Consider the following 20,178-nt stretch of genomic DNA (forward strand, 5'->3'; position numbering starts at 1 on the left):
GTCCTGCGTCCCCTGGCCCTAGGCCTCGGGACGCAGGACTTTTTGCTGAGGTCACCCTTAGCTGCGAACCCGTATTGCTGCTGGTAGCGTGCACTTGCATACCAGTTGCAATAAGCATTTGCAGTGAGCAGTCGGAGGGCTCGGACATGGCCATTTACACGCTTCCTGAACTTCCGTACGACTACGCGGCGCTCGAACCCGTCATCAGCCCGGAGATCATCGAGCTGCACCACGACAAGCACCACGCGGCGTACGTGAAGGGCGCGAACGACACCCTGGAGCAGCTCGCGGAGGCGCGCGACAAGGACGCCTGGGGCTCGATCAACGGCCTGGAGAAGAACCTCGCGTTCCACCTCTCCGGCCACATCCTGCACTCGATCTACTGGCACAACATGACGGGCGACGGCGGCGGCGAGCCGCTGGAGAAGGACGGCACCGGTGAGCTGGCGGACGCCATCGCCGAGTCCTTCGGCTCCTTCGCCAAGTTCAAGGCCCAGCTGACCAAGGCCGCGGCGACGACCCAGGGTTCGGGCTGGGGCGTCCTCGCCTACGAGCCGATCAGCGGCCGCCTCGTGGTCGAGCAGATCTACGACCACCAGGGCAACGTCGGCCAGGGCTCGACCCCGGTCCTGGTCTTCGACGCCTGGGAGCACGCCTTCTACCTCCAGTACAAGAACCAGAAGGTCGACTTCATCGAGGCCATGTGGCGGGTCGTCAACTGGCAGGACGTGGCGAAGCGTTACGCCGCCGCCAAGCAGGCCGGCAACAACCTGATCCTGGCCCCGTAGGGCCGCCCGGAACGTCCTGCCTCGTGATCGTCTTCTCACCCTTCACGACGGCAGGCGGATGAAAGAAGGGCCCTCGCGAGGACGTGACTCGCGGGGGCCCTTCGGCAGCCGGGTCGCACCCGGCCGGCGGTCAGAGGTTGCTGAAGTCCGGGCCGGCGGTGCGGCTGCGCTTGATCTCGTAGAAGCCGGGGGTGGCGGCGACCAGCAGGGTGCCGTCCCACAGCTTGGCGGCTGCCTCGCCCTGCGGAGCGGGGGTGACGACCGGGCCGAAGAAGGCGATCTGCTCGCCGTCGGCGCCCGGCACCGCGATGACGGGGGTGCCGACGTCCTGGCCGACCTTCTCGATGCCCTCCTTGTGCGAGGCGCGCAGCTGGACGTCGTAGGTGTCCTGGTCGACGTAGTCGATGAGCTCGGCGGGCAGGCCCACGTCCTTCAGCGCGGCGGCGATGGAGTCGCGGTTCACACCGAGGCCCTCGTTGTGGAACCGGGTGCCGAGCGCGGTGTACAGCTTGCCGACGACCTCGTCACCGTGCAGCTGCTGCGCTGCGATCACGACCCGCACCGGGCCCCAGGACTTGCCGCCGGGCCGCATGTTCTCGGCGTACTCCTCGGGCAGCTCGTCCAGGCGGTTCTCGTTCAGCACCGCGAGGCTCATCACGTGCCAGCGGACCTCTATGTCGCGCACCTTCTCGACCTCCAGCATCCAGCGCGAGGTCATCCAGGCCCAGGGGCACAGGGGGTCGAACCAGAAGTCGACGGGGGTCTTGGCGGACTCGGACATGTCTCTCCTCGGGCAACATTCGGGCAACGTCGGTCAAGCAAGCATCTCTACGGTCGAACACCGGCATCGGCTGAAAGCATTCCGCTGGGGGCCCGTTTCGGCCGACCCATTCCCGCTCGGCCTCCGCGTCGGCGGCATGGGAGGATCGAGGCCGTTCGAACGAGACACGAAGGAGTGCCCGTGCCCGGTGAGAATCTGTCCCGCGACGAGGCCCGCGAGCGGGCCGAGCTGCTGTCCGTCGAGGGCTACGAAGTCTCTCTCGACCTGCGGTCCGCGGTCGGGGACGCCCCGGACGGGCCCCGCACGTTCCGGTCGCTGACCACGATCCGCTTCCGCTCGGCGCGCCCCGGCGCCTCGACCTTCGCCGATCTGATCGCCCCGTCGGTGACGTCGGTGACGCTGAACGGCCGGGCGCTCGACCCCGCCCAGGTCTTCGACGGCAACCGGATCGCGCTCGACGATCTCGCCGAGGACAACGTCCTGGTGGTCGACGCCCAGTGCGCGTACAGCAGGACCGGCGAGGGCATGCACCGCTTCGTCGACCCGGAGGACGGCGAGGTCTACCTCTACACGCAGTACGAGCCCGCCGACTCGCGCCGGGTGTTCGCGAACTTCGAGCAGCCAGACCTCAAGGCCCGCTTCGTCTTCGAGGCCCAGGCCCCCGAGGGCTGGACGGTGTGGTCCAACGGTTCCGGCGGCCAGGAGACGGACGGGGTGTGGCGGTTCGCCGCGACCGAGCCGATCTCGACGTACATCACGTGCGTGGTCGCGGGCCCGTACCACTACGTCACGGACTCCTACACGCGCACCTTCGACGACGGCCACAAGCTGGAGATCCCGCTCGGCGCGATGTGCCGCAAGGGGCTCGCCAAGCACTTCGACGCCGACGACGTCTTCCTGATCACCAAGCAGGGCCTGGACTTCTTCCACGAGAACTTCGACTTCCCGTACCCGTTCGGAAAGTACGACCAGGCGTTCGTGCCGGAGTACAACCTGGGCGCGATGGAGAACCCGGGCCTGGTGACCTTCCGCGAGGAGTACATCTACCGCGGCAAGGTGACGCAGGCCGCCTACGAGCGCCGGGCCAACGTCATCCTGCACGAGATGGCGCACATGTGGTTCGGCGACCTGGTCACCATGGTGTGGTGGGACGACCTGTGGCTCAAGGAGTCGTTCGCCGACTTCATGGGCTCGTTCTCGCAGGCCGAGGCGACGCGCTTCACCAACAGCTGGGTGACCTTCGCCAACAACCGCAAGGCGTGGGCCTACCGCGCCGACCAGCTGCCGTCCACGCACCCGATCACGGCCGACATCCGTGACCTGGAGGACGCCAAGCTCAACTTCGACGGGATCACGTACGCCAAGGGCGCCTCGGTGCTCAAGCAGCTCGTCGCGTACGTCGGGCGGGACGACTTCCTCGAAGGCGCCCGGCGCTACTTCAAGCGGCACGCCTACGGCAACACCCGCCTGGGCGACCTGCTCTCGGTCCTCGAAGAGGTCTCCGGGCGCGACATGGCGACGTGGTCGCGCTCCTGGCTCCAGACCGCCGGGGTCAACTCCCTTACCCCGGTGGCCACTTACGACGCGGGCGACCGCATCACCGAGCTGGCCGTGGTCCAGGAGGCCGCCGCCTCCCACCCCGAGCTGCGCCCGCACCGGGTCGCGGTGGGCCTGTACCGCGGCGAGGCGGGCGCGCTGGTGCGCTATGCCCGCGCCGAGGTCGACGTCGAGGGTCCGCGTACGGTCGTGGCCGAGCTGGCCGGGGCCGAGCGGCCCGATCTGATCCTGGTCAACGACGACGACCTGACCTACTGCAAGATCCGCTTCGACGAGGGCTCGCTCGCCACCCTGCGCGCCCACCTCGGTGACATCGACGACCCGCTCGCGCGCGCCCTGTGCTGGTCGGCGCTGTGGAACCTGACGCGGGACGCGCTCATGCCCGCCCGTGACTTCGTCGCCCTCGTCCTCGCGCACGCGGGCCGCGAGTCGGACATCGGCGTGCTCCAGATGCTGCACTCCTGGGCCCGGTCGGCGGTCGTCCACTACGCGGCGCCGGGATGGCGCGAGGAGGGCGGCCGGCTGCTCGCCGAGGGCGCCCTGCACGAGCTGCGGCTCGCCGAACCGGGCAGCCAGCACCAGCTCACCTGGGCACGGTTCTTCGCCGCGACGGCCGCCACCGGCTCCGACTTCCAGCTCCTGCGGGGGCTGCTCGCGGGCTCGGCGAAGATCGACGGCCTCGACATGGACCAGGAGCTGCGCTGGGCGCTGCTCGAACCGCTGGCCGCGCACGGCGTGGTGGACGAGTCGGCGATCGACGCGGAACTGGCCCGCGACGACACCGCGTCCGGCAAGCGCCACCACGTGCGCTGCCTGGCCGCGCGCCCGTCGGAGGCCGTCAAGGCGCAGGCCTGGGCGCAGGTCGTGGAGTCGGACGCGCTGTCCAACGCGCTGGTGGAGGCCACGATTTCGGGCTTCAACCAGCCCTCGCAGCGCGAGCTGACCGCCGCGTACGCCCCGAAGTACTTCGAGGCGATCGAGCGGGTCTGGGCCGAGCGTTCGATCCAGATCGGCATGGACATCGTCAAGGGCCTGTTCCCCGGGCTCCAGGACGACGAGGCGACGCTGTCGGCCACGGACGAGTGGCTCACCGCACACGAGAACGCGGCCCCGGCGCTGCGCCGCCTGGTCCTCGAAGCCCGCGACGACCTGGCCCGCACCTTGCGCGGCCAGACCTGCGACGCGGCGGCGGCCGCGCGCTGACACCCGTTCGGGGGCCCGCGAACGGGCCCCCTGATCGGCACTCGAACGCCCGTACTTTAGGACGGGGTTGTCCGGATTTGTCGACGGGCGTGTAACAGCGGTTAGCGGACGGTCCGGCTGCGGAAAGCCCTGCGGCATGAACCACAACACCCCGCTCTCCCCCCGCCCCCTGAGCCACCTCGCCGACGTGCAGCGGCGCGTCCTCTCCTCCAACCAGCTGCGCGCGCACGGGGTTTCGGCCGCGCGGGCCGCCGCCCAGTGCCGGCCCGGCGGCCCGTGGCAGCAACTGCTTCCGGGCGTGTACGTGCTGCATCCGGGCCCTGCCACCAGCGAGGAGCGGCTGCACGCCGCGCTGCTGTACGCGGGGTGGCCGGCCACCGGGCGCGCCAAGGCCATCCCGGCGCAGGGCCAGGCCCCCGACGAGGCTCCGCAGGCGATCGTCACCGGGCTCGCGGCGCTCGCGCTGCACCGGTTCGCCTCGGCTCCCCCGCTGCTCTCGCTCGACCGGATCGACATCCTGGTGCAGCGCACCCGGCGGCTGCGCTCGACGGGCTGCGTCCAGCTGGTGCGGGCGCACGCGATGCCCTGCGCGGAGATGATCACGGGGGTGCCGGTGGCGCCGGTGCCGAGGGCGCTCGCGGACGCGGTCGCGGTCCTGGGTGACGCCCAGGCCGTACGGCGGCTGCTCACCGAGGCGGTGCGCTGCGGCCACACCGAACCGGCCGCGATCGTCCGGGAGTTGACGCAGGCCCGGCTGCTGACCCGGGCCCATGTCGTGGACGCGGTGGACGCGCTGCTCGCCGAGGGCCGCTCGATCGCCGAGGAGCGGCTGTACGCGATGGTGCGCGGGTTCGGCCTGCCGGACCCGCTGTGGAACGTGGACCTGCGCCTGCCGGGCGGCCCGCACCTGGGCGGCCTGGACGCGTACTGGCCGGAGCAGGCGGTGGCGGTGGAGCTGGACACCCGGGCACCTCGTCAGGACGACGACGCGATGTGGTCGGAGTACACGCGCAAGCGCGATGCCCTTGAGCGGCTCGGGATCACCGTCGTGCACATCACGCCGAGGAAGCTGCGCGAGTCGCTGGAGCAGCAGGCGGCCGTGGTGCGCACCGCGCTGATGGCGTCGACGGAACGGGAGCCGGCCGCCTACGTGGTGGTGCTCCCCCGCTGAACCCGACGCGGGTGGCGGGGCCTTCGGAGGGGAATGGCCTGCCGCCCGCTGTCGGAAAACACGGCTCAGCCCATCGGTGGGGACGCCTTGCCCGTGGGGGGCCGGGTGCGCCACAACTGCACGCCCACGTCGACGAGTTCGACCCGGTCCAGGGCGGCCACCCCGGTCAGCGGGTGCCAGGCGGCCAGGTCGGTGGAGCCGTTGGTCTCGTGGCGCAGTTCGCCGCCGGTGATGCGGCCCTCGTACACGATGCGCAGGCCCTGGAAGTCGGCGAACCTGCCGAGGTTGCGCGGGTAGCGCCGGTTGATCGAGTCGATGCCGAGCAGCCGGACGGGCTCGACGGCATAGCCCGTCTCCTCGTCGACCTCGCGCACCACCGTGTCGAGGGGGTCCTCGCCGTGGTCCATGCCGCCGCCCGGCAGCGTCCACCGCTTGGCGCCGTCCCGGGCCACCCAGCGCGCGAGCAGGATCTCCTGGGCACCACTGGTTTCCCGTACGCATACGGCGTAGGCCGCCACCCGCAACTCCGTGTTCATCCGGTGAGGTTACGGGGCGGCGTGCGCGGGCGCCGCTCTCCGGTGTGAGGACCGGCCCGGGTTGCCCTGGCGGGCCCCGGGCGATGGCGGAAAAGCGCCATGTTCACATCACGTAACGGTCAACTCTCCACAAACACCAGTCATATACGCCATGCTCAGCGGTCATCCGGCACCGAAATTCGAACCGTTTCCTGCTGCCGGACTCTTACCCACCTCATAGGGATGCTGAATGACCACTGAATCCCCGCGCTCCATACCCGGGGCCAGACGCACGGCTCGTATCGCGGCGGCGGCCGGCCTGGTGGCCGCGCTCGTCACGGCGGGCGCCGCACCGGCCTTCGCCGCGACCGGCGGCGACGACCCGTGGACCGCGCCCCCGGTGAAGACCGCTCCGGCCAAGACCGCCGAGGACAAGCTCGGCAAGGCCGACGAGCAGCGGCTCTCCGAGGCGCAGGCCAAGGGCGAGAAGAGCGTCACCGTCATGGTGGCGACCGCCCCCGGCGCCACCTCGGCCGTCACCCAGCAGCTGCACGCGGTCGCGGGGGCGACCGTGGGCAAGCAGGACGACAAGCTGGGCTACGTCCGCGCGACGCTGCCGACGGCGCAGGCCGAGGCCGCCCTGAAGGCGGCCGCGAAGCTGCCCTCGGTGCACGGCATCGACCTCAAGCAGGACATCCAGCTGGACGACCCGACGCCCTCCGCCGACACCACCAGGTCCGCGAAGCAGCTGCGCACTTCGGGCAGTTACCCGGCTCCGGGCAAGGACACGCCCGCGAAGAACCCGTACAACCCGAACTTCGAGACGGGTGCGGTCGACTTCGTGAAGCAGCACCCCGAGGCGGACGGCCGCGGGGTCACCATCGGCATCCTGGACTCGGGCGTCGACCTCGGCCACCCGGCGCTCCAGAAGACCACCACCGGCGAGCGCAAGATCGTCGACTGGGTCACCTCGACCGACCCGGTGCAGGACAACGACGGCACCTGGCTGCGCGCCAACACCGCTGTGTCCGGGCCGGTGTTCACGGCCGGCGGCAAGACGTGGAAGGCTCCGGCGGGCTCGTACGACTTCTCGATGTTCGCCGAGAAGGTCACCGCGGGCGGTGACGCGAAGGGCGACCTGAACCGGGACGGCGACACCTCCGACAGCTGGGGCGTGCTCTACGACCCGGTCGCCGGCACGGTCCGCGTGGACCTGAACAACAACAACGACTTCTCGGACGACGCTCCGATGAAGCCGTACAAGGACGGCTACCAAGTCGGCTACTTCGGCACGGACAACCCGGCGACCGACGTCTCCGAGCGCGTCCCGTTCACCGTCGAGATCCGCAAGAACGTCACCTACGACGCGGCCGGGCACACCTCGGACTACGTCAACATCGGCGTCATCGAGTCCGAGCACGGCACCCACGTCGCGGGCATCACCTCCGCCAACGGCCTGTTCGGCGGCAAGATGAGCGGTGCCGCGCCCGGCGCGAAGATCGTCTCCTCGCGCGCCTGCAACTGGGACGGCGGCTGCACCAACATCGCACTGACCGAGGGCATGATCGACCTCGTCACCAACCGCCACGTCGACATCGTCAACATGTCGATCGGCGGCCTGCCGGCGCTCAACGACGGCAACAACGCGCGCGCCGAGCTCTACAAGCGCCTCATCGACAGCTACGGCGTGCAGCTGGTCATCTCGGCCGGCAACGACGGCCCGGGCGTCAACACCATCGGTGACCCCGGCCTCGCCGACCACGTGATATCCGTCGGCGCGAGCATCTCCAAGGACACCTGGGCCGCCAACTACGGCTCCGGCGTCTCCACGGACTACCAGATGATGCCGTTCTCCTCGCGCGGCCCGCGTGAGGACGGCGGCTTCACGCCGACCCTGTCCGCCCCGGGCGCGGCCATCAACTCCACCCAGACCTGGCTGCCCGGCAGCCCGGTCAAGGAGTCGGGCTACGACCTGCCGGCCGGCTACTCGATGCTCCAGGGCACCTCGATGGCCTCCCCGCAGGCCGCCGGTGCCTCGGCGCTCCTCATCTCGGCCGCCAAGCAGCAGGGCATCGACCTGCCGCCGGCCGATCTGCGCACCGCTCTGACCTCAACTGCCAAGCACATCAAGGGAGTTCAGGCATACCAGGAGGGCGCGGGCCTCATCAACATCGTGGGCGCCTGGGACGCGATCAAGCAGACCGCGAAGAAGCACGCCCCGGCCCACGAGTACACCGTGACGGCCCCGGTCTCCAGCGCGCTCTCGTTCGCCCTGAAGACCCCGAACGTCGGCACCGGCATCTACGACCGCGAGAGCGGCCTGAAGGCCGGGCAGAAGAAGACGTACGACGTCACGGTCACCCGCACCACGGGACCGGACAAGAACGTCAAGCACAAGCTGTCGCTCAAGAACGACGACGGCACCTTCAAGATCCTCGGTGACGACGAGGTGAGCCTGCCGCTCGGCAAGCCCGTCACCGTCAAGGTGCAGGCGCAGCCGAAGTCCGGCGGCGTGCACAGCGCGATCCTCCAGGTCGACGACCCGAAGACGGTCGGCGTGGACCAGCAGGTCATGGCGACGGTCATCGTCGCGACCCCGGTCGCGGGCCCCGGCTACACCTTCACGGCGTCCTCGACGGTGCAGCGCAACTCCACCAAGTCGTACTTCCTGACCGTGCCGGCGGGCGCGAAGAACCTGGAAGTCCGCATGGGCGCGCTGCGCTCGGGCAGCCAGACCCGCTTCATCTCGATACACCCCTACGGTGTGGCCGTGGACACGACGTCGACGCCGAACTGCTACCCGAACTACGACAACCCGGCCAACACCTGCCGCCCCGACCTGCGTTCGTACGCGAACCCGCAGGCCGGAGTGTGGGAGATCGAGGTCGAGGCGCGCCGTACGTCGCCGTACCTGGACAACTCCTACAAGCTGGACGTCTCGGTGCTCGGCGTGAACTTCGACCCGGCCACCCAGTCGGTGCCCGAGGCGAAGGCCGGCACCCCGGCCCCCGTGCAGTGGAAGGTCACCAACAACTTCGCCGCCCTCGACGGCAAGCTGAAGGGCGGCTCGCTGGGTTCGGCGAAGGTCGCGACCCCCACCATCAAGACCGGTGAGACGCAGACCAGCACGGTCACCATCGGCGCGGGCGTCGAGCACCTGGACGTGTCGATCGGCGGCACCTCCGACAAGGGCGCCGACCTCGACCTGTACGTCCTGGACCAGAACGGCAAGACCGTCGGCAAGTCCACGACCAGCAGCTCCGACGAGTCGGTCAGCCTGGCCAAGCCGGCCGCGGGCACGTACACGATCCAGGTCGCGGGCTACGCCGTCCCGGCCGGTTCGACCACGTACGCCTACAAGGACGTGTACTTCGCTCCCTCGCTCGGCACCGTCAAGGTCGACGAGAGCAAGACCGTCAAGCTCGCGGGCGGCGCGTCCGCCCAGGTGACGGCGGACGTCGTCGCGGCGGGTGCGGCCCCCGAGGGACGCCAGTTCTTCGGGACGGTACAGCTGGTGAACGAGCGCGGCACCGCGGCGGGCTCCGGCAGCGTGATCATCGGGAAGGTCACGCAGTAACAGCAGGTCACGCGGTAACGGCTGGTACGAACACGGCGGGGCGGGCGCTCTTCACGAGCACCCGCCCCGCTTCGTGCTGTGTGCGCTCAGCCCTTGAGGGAACTCAGGTCGACCGCGTAGGTGCCCACGGCCTGCGCGATGACGTCGATGTTGAGGTCGAAGTACTTCTTGTCGATGTTCTTCAACGTGTCGCCCTTGGCGTGGTAGTTGGGGTCGAAGGCCTCGCCCGCCCTGCCGCCCCACTTCCTGGCCTGCTCGGGCGTCTTGATCTCCTCGGCGCCGGTGTAGGTGCCGCCGGCCGGGATGCCGACCGCGATGAAGGGGCCGTAGTCGGAGCGGCCGTCGAAGTCGTAGCCCTCGTGCTGGACGTGCCGCTTGTCGAGGTAGCCGTTGATCAGGCCCTCGATCTGGGCCGATCCGGCGGGACCGGGGCCCGCTCCCTTCTTGTCGGAGTCGTCGCCGTCGTAGACGAGCTGGGCGGCGTTGGGCGAGGCGATCATGTCGAAGTTCAGGTAGAGCTTGATCTGCTTCTTCTGCCGCTCGGTGAGGTTCTTCACGTAGTACTCGGAGCCGAGCAGGCCGAGCTCCTCGCCGGACCACCACGAGAACCGCACCTTGTTGGGGAGCTGCTTGGGGTGCTTGCGGGTCTGCTTGATCTCCTTGGCGAGCTTCTGCGCGACCTCCAGGAGCCCCGCCGAGCCGGAGCCGTTGTCGTTGATGCCGGGCCCGGCGGGGACCGAGTCCAGGTGGCTGCCGAGCGCGACCACGTTGTCCGGGCTGCCGGTGCGGGTCTCGGCGATCACGTTGCGGGTCTTCTTGGCGACGGCCTCGGTGGCCACGTCCAGGGTGACCTTGACCGGGCCCTTGGCCACCTGGGCGGCGAGCGCCTCGCCGTCGGCGCGGGTGATCCCGGCGGCCGGGATGTGCGCGTTGCGCGGCTCCCCGACCGTGGCGTGCACCGGGTCCGTCCCGGAGTGGTTGTAGACGATGACGCCGACCGCGCCCGCCTTGGCGGCGACGGCCTCCTTCTCCTGGAAGGTGCAGCTGCCGCGCTTCACCAGCGCGATCCTGCCGGTGAAGGTGTCGGAGGCGTAGTCGTCGAGCGAGCAGCCCGGCGTGTCGTCGACACGGGCCGCCTTCACCTCCGCGGTGAGCCCGCCGACCGGGGTCGACTTGCTGAACTGGTAGGCGGCGACGGGCAGTTGGCGCCCGTCGAGGGTCAGCTTCTCGCGCAGGGTCTTCGACTCGTAGAAGGTGAAGTCCTGGTACGAGACGTCGTACCCGGCCTCCTTGAGCTGCCCGTACACATAGGCGGCGGAGGCGTCGTGGCCGGGGGTGCCGGCCGCCCGGTTGCCCCCGTTGGCGTCGGCGATCTTCTGGAGGGCCTCCAGGTGGCGGTAGGCGCTCTCCCCCGACGCGTCCCTGACCAGCTTCTTCGCGAGGTGCTGGTCGTGTCCCCCTCGGGCGACGGCGGGCGTCGCCAGGGACAGGATCACCGGGGCGGCGGCGAGGGCGGCTATGGCCCGGGTGCGGCGGGATACGGGCACGGGAAATCCTCCGGAATACGGTGCGGTGTCGCCGATGATCGACCGGCTTGTCAGGACCGTAGCCAGCAAAAACGGCTCCGTGGGGCAATTCGGCGCGGATGCAACACGGACGCCATGGACTTGTCACAAGTGGGCAGGTGTCCCACACCCCGGACAATGGATTGGACAAGTCCGGCGGGATCCGACGCATCATGGGTGCGCCGGAGCCGTATCAGGAGCACGTGAAGCACGTGAGCACCAAGGGAGTCACCGTGAGGGTCGGAATCGTCGGAGCCACCGGACAGGTCGGGTCGGTCATGCGCAAGATCCTCGTCGAGCGGGCGTTCCCCGTCGACGAGCTGCGCCTGTTCGCCTCCGCGCGCTCCGCGGGCACGGTCCTGGACGGCGTGACGGTCGAGGACGCGTCCACCGCCGACTACTCGGGCCTGGACATCGTGCTGTTCTCGGCGGGTGGCGCCACCTCGCGCGCGCTGGCCGAGAAGGTCGCGTCCCAGGGCGCCGTCGTGATCGACAACTCCTCCGCCTGGCGCGGCGACCCCGAGGTCCCGCTCGTGGTCTCCGAGGTCAACCCGCACGCGATCAAGGACCGCCCCAAGGGCATCATCGCCAACCCGAACTGCACGACGATGGCCGCGATGCCGGTCCTGCGTCCGCTGCACGACGAGGCCGGGCTCACCGCGATGGTCGCCACCACCTACCAGGCCGTCTCCGGCTCGGGCCTGGCGGGCGTCGCCGAGCTGCACACCCAGGCCTGCAAGGTCGCCGAGGCCGCCGACCAGCTGACCTTCGACGGCGACGCGGTCGAGTTCCCCGAGCCCGGCGTCTACAAGCGCCCCATCGCCTTCAACGTGCTCCCCCTCGCGGGCAGCATCGTCGACGACGGCTCCTTCGAGACCGACGAGGAGCAGAAGCTCCGCAACGAGTCCCGCAAGATCCTGGAGATCCCCGGCCTGAAGGTCTCCGGCACCTGCGTCCGCGTGCCGGTCTTCTCCGGCCACTCGCTCCAGGTGAACGCCCGCTTCGAGCGCCCGATCAGCGTGGAGCGCGCGTACGAGGTCCTGAAGGACGCCCCCGGCGTCGAGCTGTCGGAGATCCCGACCCCGCTCCAGGCGGCGGGCAAGGACGCGTCGTACGTGGGCCGCATCCGCGACGACGAGACGGTCGAGAACGGCCTGGCGCTGTTCCTCTCCAACGACAACCTCCGCAAGGGCGCTGCGCTGAACGCCGTCCAGATCGCCGAGCTGGTGGCGGCCGAGCTCAAGGGCTGAGCACCCTGCCGGTGCGTTCACTTCGGGTGCGGGCCCGTCGTGGCTGGTCGCGCAGTTCCCCGCGCCCCTAAAAGCATGGGGGTGCCGGCTCGCAGCCTCAACCTGCTGGGCCGCAGGTGCTTAAGGGGCGCGGGGAACTGCGCGAGCAACCCAGGACGACCCGCAGCCGAACCTCAGGGCCTGCGTACCTCGAACTGGAAGCAGCCGTACTCCACGGCACGTACGTGCACCAGGGCGACCTCCGGGTCGGAGAAGGCCTCGTCGAGGGCTGCGTCGAAGGCGGAGGCCGCGTCCTCGGGGAACTCAAGGAGCCGCCCTCCGAGAATGCGCCCGTCCCCGCTGTAGCGCCGCATGACCCGGATCGCCCCCGGCCGCGTGAAGGGGTAGCCCTCCCCGGAGGGGCCGTCGCATTCCTCGGCGTGGATGAAGACGGGCCCCTGCTCGTCGTACGCGCCTGGTTTCGCCCAGTTCTCGGCGGCCCAGCGGCGCAGCGGGGCGTACGAGACCAGTGCCACCCGCTCCCCCGGCCGGATGGGCCGCAGGCAGCAGCGCAGGGGGTCGCCGCCCTCCTCGTCGACGTAGGGGACGCAAGCGCGCCCCGCGTCGTCGGTGTCGCGGAGCTGCTTGAGGACGGCGGGTTCGATGGGGCGTGCGGTGTAGATCGTCATGGCACCAGGGTGGTCGCGCGAGGCCCTGTTCACCGGCGGGAAACGGACATCGCGCTGTGCCGATCCTGCGTGCAAGGATGGCCGGAACGTCACGATCTGATGGAACTGAAGCATCTGAAGGAGATGACCGGGTGCCTGGCACGAATCTGACCCGTGAAGAGGCGCAGCGGCGGGCCGCCCTGCTCACCGTTGACTCGTACGCGATCGAGCTCGACCTGAGCGGCGCGCAGGAGGGCGGCACCTACCGGTCCGTCACCACCGTGCGCTTCGATTCCGCCGAGGCGGGGGCGGAGACCTTCATCGACCTGGTCGCGCCGGCCGTGCACGAGGTCGTCCTGAACGGGACCGCGCTGGACGCGGCCGCCGCCTTCCAGGACAGCCGGATCGCCCTGGCCGGCCTCGAAGCGGGCCGGAACGAGCTGAAGGTCGTCGCGGACTGCGCGTACACCAACACCGGCGAGGGCCTGCACCGCTTCGTGGACCCGGTGGACCAACAGGCCTATCTGTACACGCAGTTCGAGGTTCCGGACGCGCGCCGCGTGTTCGCCTCGTTCGAGCAGCCGGACCTGAAGGCGACCTTCCAGTTCACCGTGAAGGCGCCGACCGGGTGGACGGTGGTCTCCAACTCGCCGACGCCGGAGCCCAAGGACGACCTCTGGGTCTTCGAGCCCACCCCGCGCATCTCCTCGTACATCACCGCGCTGATCGTGGGCCCGTACCACTCGGTGCACTCCTCGTACGAGGGTCCGGCCGGGCAGTCCGTGCCGCTGGCGATCTACTGCCGTCCCTCGCTCGCCGAGTTCCTCGACGCGGACGAGATCTTCGCGGTGACCCGGCAGGGCTTCGACTGGTTCCAGGAGAAGTTCGACTACGCCTACCCGTTCGCCAAGTACGACCAGCTCTTCGTGCCGGAGTTCAACGCGGGCGCGATGGAGAACGCGGGCGCGGTCACCATCCGCGACCAGTACGTGTTCCGCTCGAAGGTGACGGACGCCGCGTACGAGGTGCGGGCCGAGACCATCCTGCACGAGCTCGCCCACATGTGGTTCGGCGACCTGGTGACGATGGAGTGGTGGAACGACCTGTGGCTGAACGAGTCGTTCGCCACCTACACCTCGATCGCCTGCCAGGCGTACGCGCCGGGCTCCAAGTGGCCGCATTCGTGGACCACGTTCGCCAACTCGATGAAGACCTGGGCCTACCGCCAGGACCAGCTTCCCTCGACGCACCCGATCATGGCGGACATCCGTGACCTGGACGACGTCCTGGTCAACTTCGACGGCATCACGTACGCCAAGGGTGCCTCGGTCCTGAAGCAGCTCGTGGCGTACGTCGGCATGGACGAGTTCTTCCAGGGCGTACAGGCGTACTTCAAGGCGCACGCGTTCGGCAACACCCGCCTGTCCGACCTGCTCGGCGCGCTGGAGAAGACGAGCGGCCGCGATCTGAAGACCTGGTCGAAGGCGTGGCTGGAGACGGCCGGCATCAACGTCCTGCGTCCCGAGATCGCGACGGACGAGTCCGGCGCCATCACCTCGTTCACGGTCCTCCAGGAGGCCCCGGCGCTGCCGGCCGGCGCGAAGGGCGAGCCGACGCTGCGGCCGCACCGCATCGCGATCGGCTTCTACGACCTGGACGGGGCGGGCAAGCTGGTCCGTACGAACCGTTTCGAGCTGGACATCGAGGCAGCGGCCCGCACCGAGGTCGAGCTGCCCGCGGGCACGTCCCGTCCGGCGGTCGTCCTCCTGAACGACGACGACCTGTCGTACGCGAAGGTCCGCCTCGACGAGGAGTCCCTGCGGTTCGTCACCGAGCACCTGGGCGACTTCGCCGAGTCCCTGCCGCGCGCACTGTGCTGGGCCTCGGCCTGGGACATGACCCGCGACGGCGAGCTCGCGACGCGCGACTACCTGGCGCTTGTCCTGTCGGGCATCGCCAAGGAGTCCGACATCGGTGTGGTGCAGTCCCTGCACCGCCAGGTGAAGCTGGCCATCGACCTGTACGCGGCGCCCGAGTGGCGCGACGCGGGCCTGACCCAGTGGACGGACGCGACGCTGGCGCACCTGCGCACCGCCGAGCCGGGCAGCGACCACCAGCTGGCGTGGGCCCGCACCTTCGCGGCGACGGCACGCACCCCGCAGCAACTCGACCTGCTCCAGGGCCTGTTGACGGGTGCCGAGACCATCGAGGGCCTCGCCGTGGACACCGAGCTGCGCTGGGCGTTCGTGGAGCGGCTCGCGGCGACCGGCGTCTTCGACGAGCCGGAGATCGCGGCCGAGCTGGACCGCGACAAGACGGCCGCGGGCGAGCGCCACGCGGCGACCGCCCGGGCCGCGCGCCCGACGCCGGAGGCGAAGGCCGAGGCGTGGGCGTCGGTGGTGGAGTCCGACACGCTCCCGAACGCCGTCCAGGAAGCGGTGATCGGCGGCTTCGTGCAGACGGACCAGCGCGAGCTGCTGTCTCCTTACTGCGAGAAGTACTTCGCCTCGGTGAAGGACGTGTGGGAGTCCCGCTCGCACGAGATCGCCCAGCAGATCGCGGTGGGCCTGTACCCGTCCCTCCTGGTCTCCCAGGAAACCCTGGACGCGACGGACGCCTGGCTCACCTCGGCGGAGCCGAACGCGGCGCTGCGCCGCCTGGTCTCGGAGTCCCGGGCGGGCGTGGAACGAGCCCTGAAGGCCCAGGCGGCGGACGCGGGGGCCGCGTAGCGGCTGCGGGGTGGGGGCGGCTCTGCGGGGCTGTCCCCCACCCCGCCCCTTCCCGGCTGTGACACTCTGCGGCTCCGCCGCGTGGCTCCGGCGGGTGGGGGGAGGGGAGTTTCCCGGGGGCTCCGCCCCTGCACCCCGCTCCTCAAACGCCGGAGGGGCTGAATTTTGCCCACCACCCCGCCGGGGGCACTCGAAAGATGGGAATGGACACGCCGGTTTTACCGGGGTTGTCCATCCCGAGTGCCATGATCGGGTTCCACCACTTCGGTGCAGGGGCCCGATTTTGGGCCACCGACCACCACGACATCGCACTGCTCGACGAGGCCGACACCTTCCTGGACAAGCTTCGCATCGAAGACACCCCCGTCGGCTTCAGCCAGCTCCTACATCAGCTGGCCCAGCACGGCGACAGCCCAGAGAACCGGGTCCCGGTCGCCATCGAGACCTCTCACGGTCTCCCCAGATCCAACGTCAATCCACCGGCGGCGGTTCGGGTCGGGCGCTGGCGCGCGGCAATTCGATGGTGGCGGGAGTCAGGTCACGCCAGCTGGAGCTGTAGTGCCGAAGACCGGCTGCCGGTTAGGCTCGACGGGCGATCACGCTGCACACACGACGACCTTTGCACTCCCGGAGAGGCGGTACCACCACCCCATGAGCAGCGCAGGCGGGGCGTCCCAGGCACCAGACCCCCGACTCGTACGCCTGGCCAGGCAGTCTCGCAACTTCGGGTTCCTGCTGCCGCACCTTCCGCTCCTCGTCGCATACGGGACCGCTGCCGAGAGTCATGTTTTCAGCGACCCGAACACGTCGCTCATCAAATCCCGTCAGTTCGCGGAGGCCATGGCGGCCGACCTGGTCAGCAGGGGCCGGGTCCGGGTGGAGGGCAGTACCCAGTTCGACCGGCTGCGGGCGCTGGACAGGGAGGGGTACCTCCACGGTGACGTGGGCACCGCCTTTCACGAAGTGCGCGCCCTCGGCAACGGGGCGAACCATGCAGGACTCGACAGCGCCGACGACGCCTTCCGCGCCCTGCGCACCTGCTTCCGCCTCGGAGTCTGGTACTACCGGCTGCTCACCAGCTCGCGCGAGCAATTGCCGTTCGTGCCGCCCAGCCCTGACCGCACACCGGCCACTGAGAACGAGCGGCTGCTTCAGGACGTCGCGCGCGCCCGCAAGGATCTGGAAGAAGCCCGCGTCAGCTACCGCGACCAAGCCTCCCAAGCCCAGGCCGAGCAGGCCGCCCGGAGCGCTGTCGAGCGCGAGTTGGCCCAGGCGCAGGCCGAGCGCGAGGATCTGGCCCGTGCGGTCGCGGCCATGCAGGACCAGCTCAATGAGTTCCAGGCCACCGCCGAGGCCACACAGCTTGGCCGCAGGCGCGCTGACACCATCGATCGGGCCGCCGCCTCGGCCGCCGTCGCCGAGCGTGCCCGCCTCCTCGACAATGCCGAGCAGGCCTCCCGTGAACCCCTCACCGAGGTGCAGGTCCGCAAGCGGCTTGACGCGATGCTCACGGCGGCCGGCTGGGACGTCCAGGACGGCGGCGCGAACCTCAACCTCCACGTCCAGGGCGACCGGCGGGGCAACGGCGTCGCGGTCCGTGAGGTCACCACCGCCAAGGGCCGCGCCGACTACGCCCTCTACGTCGACCGTAAACTCGTCGGTGTCATCGAGGCCAAGCGCGAGGGCGCCGATCTGTCCGCCGCCGAGGCCCAGGCCGACGGTTACGCCGACCACCTCACCGACGCCCAGCAGCGCCTCAGCGCCTGGCGTACCCCGCTCCCGTTCCGGTACGTAAGTGACGGCGGCGAGACCCGCTTCCGGTCCGTCCTCGACCCGGACTCCCGTACCCGCCGCATCTTCTCCTTCCACCAGCCCCGCACCCTCGCCCGCTGGATCCGCCAGGCCGAGGAGGACGAGCAGGCCCCCAGCTACCGGGCCCGGCTGCGCTGGCGCATGCCCGACCTCGACGAGCGCCCGCTGCGCCCGGCGCAGATCAAGGCGGTGCGCGGCGTGGAGGACTCGGTGGCGCTCGGCAAGGGCCAGCAGGGAATGGGACAGTCCCGCTCCCTCGTCCAGATGGCCACCGGTGCCGGTAAGACGTTCACGGCGGTGACGTTCTCGTACCGGATGCTCAAGCACGCGCGTGCCGAGCGCGTCCTGTTCCTCGTCGACCGTAACAACCTCGGTGTGCAGGCCTTCGCCGAGTTCGAGAACTTCAAGACCCCTGACACCGACCGCAAGTTCGCTGACCTGTACAATGTCCAGCGCCTCGGCGCGGAGGGCATGTATGCCTCCTCCAAGGTCGTCATCTCCACTGTTCAGCGCCTCTACATGGAGCTCACCGGCGCGAGCCTGCCGGGCAGCGAACGGGGCGACGGCGAGATCGAATACGACGTCGACGTGCCGGGCGGCATTGAGGTCGGCTACAACGCGGACATCCCCCCGGAGGCCTTCGACCTCATCGTCGTCGACGAGTGCCACCGCTCCATCTACGGCAAGTGGCGCTCTGTCCTCGAATACTTCGACGCCCCCATCGTCGGCCTCACCGCTACCCCCGTCGCCCAAACCTTCGGCTACTTCAACGGCAACCTGGTCAGCGAGTACTCCTACCAGGAGGCGGTGGCCGACCGGGTCAACGTCGACTTTTCCGTCTACGAGATTGAGACGCGGATAACCGCCGAGGGCGGCGTCATCGCACAGGGCACCATCCCGGTCCGTGACCGCCGTACCCGACGCCAGCGCTACGAGGACATCGACGAGGACATCGAGTACGGCGCCAACCAGGTTGGTGTCGGAGTCATCAGCAAGGATCAGCTGCGCACGGTCGTTCAGACCTTCCGCGACCGCCTGTTCACGGAGGTCTTCCCCGAGCGCGCGAAGTACGACCGGGCCACGGGCACACTGCGTTGGGACGAGATATACGTGCCCAAGACGTTGGTCTTCGCCAAGAACGACAACCACGCGGAGGAGATCGTCGAGGTCGTCCGCGACGTCTTCGGGAAGGGCAACGACTTCTGCGCGAAGATCACCAGCGCGGCCCGCAACGCCTCCGAGCGCCTCGCCGCCTTCCGTAACCTCCCTGAGCTGCGCATCGCGGTCACCGTCGACATGATCGCCACGGGCACGGACGTCAAGCCGCTGGAATGTCTGCTGTTCCTCAGAGACGTCAAGAGCTGGGCGTACTTCGAGCAGATGAAGGGCCGTGGCGCTCGGACCCTCTCCCTCACAGACTTCGAGAAGGTCACCCCAGGTGTCGGCCCCAAGACCCGATTTGTGATCGTCGACGCGGTCGGCGTGACAAAGAAGTCCAAGGTCGACGCGGCACCGCTGGAACGCCACACCGACAAACAGATCAGCCTGGAGAAGCTGCTCCGCAAGACCGCCGCGAACACCATCGAGGAGGAAGAGGTATCCACCCTCGCTGCCCGCCTCGCCAAACTCGACATCCAGATGACGGACGAGGAGCGTGCCGAGATCCAGCGCCTGAGCGGCGGGCTGGAACTGAAGAAGATCGTTCATGGGATGGTCGACGCCGTCTCGGCGGACCGGCAGCTGGAAGCCCGGGAGGCCGCCGAACGCGCGGGCCGTGACCCCGAGCGTGCGGTACGCGACCTCATCGAGCAGTCCGTGCGCACCCTCGCCGCCACGCCGCCGCTACGCGCCCGCCTACTGGAGATGCGGCGCGCGAAGGACATCCTCTACGACGAGAACGGCACCGACGAGCTTCTCCGCGCGGGGGCCGCCGCCGACGACAAAGACGCGGCGACGGAGATTGTCCGCGACTGGCGTCGGTACATCGCGGACAACCGCGACGAGATCGCGGCGATGTCCATCGCGTTCAGCGCCGGCTCCGACGTGCCGCCGGGCGTCGCCATGGACCGGCTCCAGGACGTGGCCCGCAGCATCGCCCGCCCGCCGCGCGCCTGGACCCCGGACCGACTATGGAAGGCATACGAGAAAGTCGGCGAGGCGGTGCCCGACGGGGCCCACCGCAAGCACACGGCCTCTGATCTGCTCGCCTTGCTCCGCTACGAACTCGCGGGCGGCGCCGCATTGGGCGCCCCGGCACCCCGCCCGCACGAGGATCTTGTGCACGAGCGCTATCAGGCCTGGATCGCCCGCCAGGAACAGGCCGGCGCGTGTTTCACCGAGCGGCAGCGCTGGTGGCTCGACCGCATCGCCGCAGCGACGGCCGAGCGTGTACGCTTCGACACCGCTGACCTCGACTACGCCCCTTTCACCTCACGCAACGGCACGGACGGATTCCTCGCGGAATTCGGGGGGACCCGGGCAGAACACATCATCAATGAGCTGGACAGGGAGCTGAGCGCGTGACGACCGACTCGGGTGTGGGGCCGGAGGGTTCGGGCTCCGGGGGGGATGTCGCGGACGCGG

The 20,178-nt window shown here is 69.7% G+C and carries 11 protein-coding genes; 7 read left to right on the forward strand and 4 right to left on the reverse strand.

What is annotated here, in order from left to right; translation table 11 throughout:
* The first annotated feature begins 146 nt into the window (after window positions 1-146).
* The gene (locus ACWC2B_RS02600) at window positions 147-788 is read left to right on the forward strand and encodes a superoxide dismutase (protein WP_450714595.1); all 642 of its coding nucleotides are present in this window, start codon (window positions 147-149) and stop codon (window positions 786-788) included.
* A gap of 130 nt (window positions 789-918) precedes the next feature.
* Here ACWC2B_RS02600 and ACWC2B_RS02605 read toward each other — a convergent pair whose 3' ends face one another.
* Window positions 919-1,569, reverse strand: coding sequence for a mycothiol-dependent nitroreductase Rv2466c family protein (locus ACWC2B_RS02605; protein ID WP_450714596.1), 651 nt, complete (start codon window positions 1,567-1,569; stop codon window positions 919-921).
* 180 nt (window positions 1,570-1,749) lie between these two features.
* On the opposite strand from ACWC2B_RS02605, the gene pepN (ACWC2B_RS02610) reads away from it, so the two are divergent.
* Together pepN (ACWC2B_RS02610) and ACWC2B_RS02615 are read left to right on the forward strand one after the other, a co-directional pair.
* The gene (pepN, locus tag ACWC2B_RS02610) at window positions 1,750-4,329 is read left to right on the forward strand and encodes an aminopeptidase N (protein ID WP_450714597.1); all 2,580 of its coding nucleotides are present in this window, start codon (window positions 1,750-1,752) and stop codon (window positions 4,327-4,329) included.
* Between the two features lie 136 nt (window positions 4,330-4,465).
* On the forward strand, window positions 4,466-5,500 hold the full coding sequence (locus ACWC2B_RS02615) for a hypothetical protein (protein ID WP_450714598.1): 1,035 nt from the start codon (window positions 4,466-4,468) through the stop codon (window positions 5,498-5,500).
* Window positions 5,501-5,565: 65 nt separating this feature from the next.
* On the opposite strand, the gene ACWC2B_RS02620 is transcribed toward ACWC2B_RS02615, so the two are convergent.
* Window positions 5,566-6,036 (reverse strand): NUDIX hydrolase, encoded by a 471-nt coding sequence (locus ACWC2B_RS02620; protein ID WP_450714599.1) that lies wholly within the window; start codon window positions 6,034-6,036, stop codon window positions 5,566-5,568.
* A 229-nt stretch (window positions 6,037-6,265) separates the two neighbouring features.
* Between ACWC2B_RS02620 and ACWC2B_RS02625 the strand changes: the two genes are divergently transcribed.
* Window positions 6,266-9,592, forward strand: a complete 3,327-nt coding sequence (locus tag ACWC2B_RS02625; protein WP_450714600.1) for a S8 family serine peptidase — start codon at window positions 6,266-6,268, stop codon at window positions 9,590-9,592.
* Between the two features lie 86 nt (window positions 9,593-9,678).
* On the opposite strand, the gene ACWC2B_RS02630 is transcribed toward ACWC2B_RS02625, so the two are convergent.
* On the reverse strand, window positions 9,679-11,139 hold the full coding sequence (locus ACWC2B_RS02630) for a M28 family metallopeptidase (protein ID WP_450714601.1): 1,461 nt from the start codon (window positions 11,137-11,139) through the stop codon (window positions 9,679-9,681).
* A gap of 251 nt (window positions 11,140-11,390) precedes the next feature.
* On the opposite strand from ACWC2B_RS02630, the gene ACWC2B_RS02635 reads away from it, so the two are divergent.
* A complete protein-coding gene (locus ACWC2B_RS02635; RefSeq protein WP_450714879.1) occupies window positions 11,391-12,407 on the forward strand; it encodes an aspartate-semialdehyde dehydrogenase in 1,017 nt (338 codons plus the stop codon).
* Between the two features lie 173 nt (window positions 12,408-12,580).
* Here the strand turns inward: ACWC2B_RS02635 and ACWC2B_RS02640 are convergent, their stop codons facing one another.
* Window positions 12,581-13,075 carry a DUF1203 domain-containing protein gene (locus ACWC2B_RS02640; protein ID WP_450714602.1) on the reverse strand — a complete coding sequence of 165 codons (495 nt, stop codon included), beginning with the start codon at window positions 13,073-13,075 and terminating at the stop codon, window positions 12,581-12,583.
* 131 nt (window positions 13,076-13,206) lie between these two features.
* On the opposite strand from ACWC2B_RS02640, the gene pepN (ACWC2B_RS02645) reads away from it, so the two are divergent.
* Both pepN (ACWC2B_RS02645) and ACWC2B_RS02650 read left to right on the forward strand, forming a co-directional pair.
* Window positions 13,207-15,783, forward strand: a complete 2,577-nt coding sequence (pepN, locus tag ACWC2B_RS02645) for an aminopeptidase N (protein WP_450714603.1) — start codon at window positions 13,207-13,209, stop codon at window positions 15,781-15,783.
* Window positions 15,784-16,434: 651 nt separating this feature from the next.
* Window positions 16,435-20,118: a type I restriction endonuclease subunit R gene (locus ACWC2B_RS02650; protein WP_450714604.1), complete on the forward strand. Its 3,684-nt coding sequence runs from the start codon at window positions 16,435-16,437 to the stop codon at window positions 20,116-20,118.
* The last annotated feature ends 60 nt before the right edge of the window (window positions 20,119-20,178 follow it).

The sequence above is a fragment of the Streptomyces sp. NPDC001415 genome, from assembly GCF_053597395.1.

Excerpts from the sequence above, each read along its gene's own strand:
- ACWC2B_RS02640 (WP_450714602.1), bottom strand. The coding sequence starts at position 13,075 with ATGACGATCTACACCGCACGCCCCATCGAACCCGCCGTCCTCAAGCAG.
- ACWC2B_RS02650 (WP_450714604.1), top strand. The coding sequence starts at position 16,435 with ATGAGCAGCGCAGGCGGGGCGTCCCAGGCACCAGACCCCCGACTCGTA.
- ACWC2B_RS02605 (WP_450714596.1), bottom strand. The coding sequence starts at position 1,569 with ATGTCCGAGTCCGCCAAGACCCCCGTCGACTTCTGGTTCGACCCCCTG.
- ACWC2B_RS02600 (WP_450714595.1), top strand. The coding sequence starts at position 147 with ATGGCCATTTACACGCTTCCTGAACTTCCGTACGACTACGCGGCGCTC.
- ACWC2B_RS02625 (WP_450714600.1), top strand. The coding sequence starts at position 6,266 with ATGACCACTGAATCCCCGCGCTCCATACCCGGGGCCAGACGCACGGCT.
- ACWC2B_RS02620 (WP_450714599.1), bottom strand. The coding sequence starts at position 6,036 with ATGAACACGGAGTTGCGGGTGGCGGCCTACGCCGTATGCGTACGGGAA.
- ACWC2B_RS02615 (WP_450714598.1), top strand. The coding sequence starts at position 4,466 with ATGAACCACAACACCCCGCTCTCCCCCCGCCCCCTGAGCCACCTCGCC.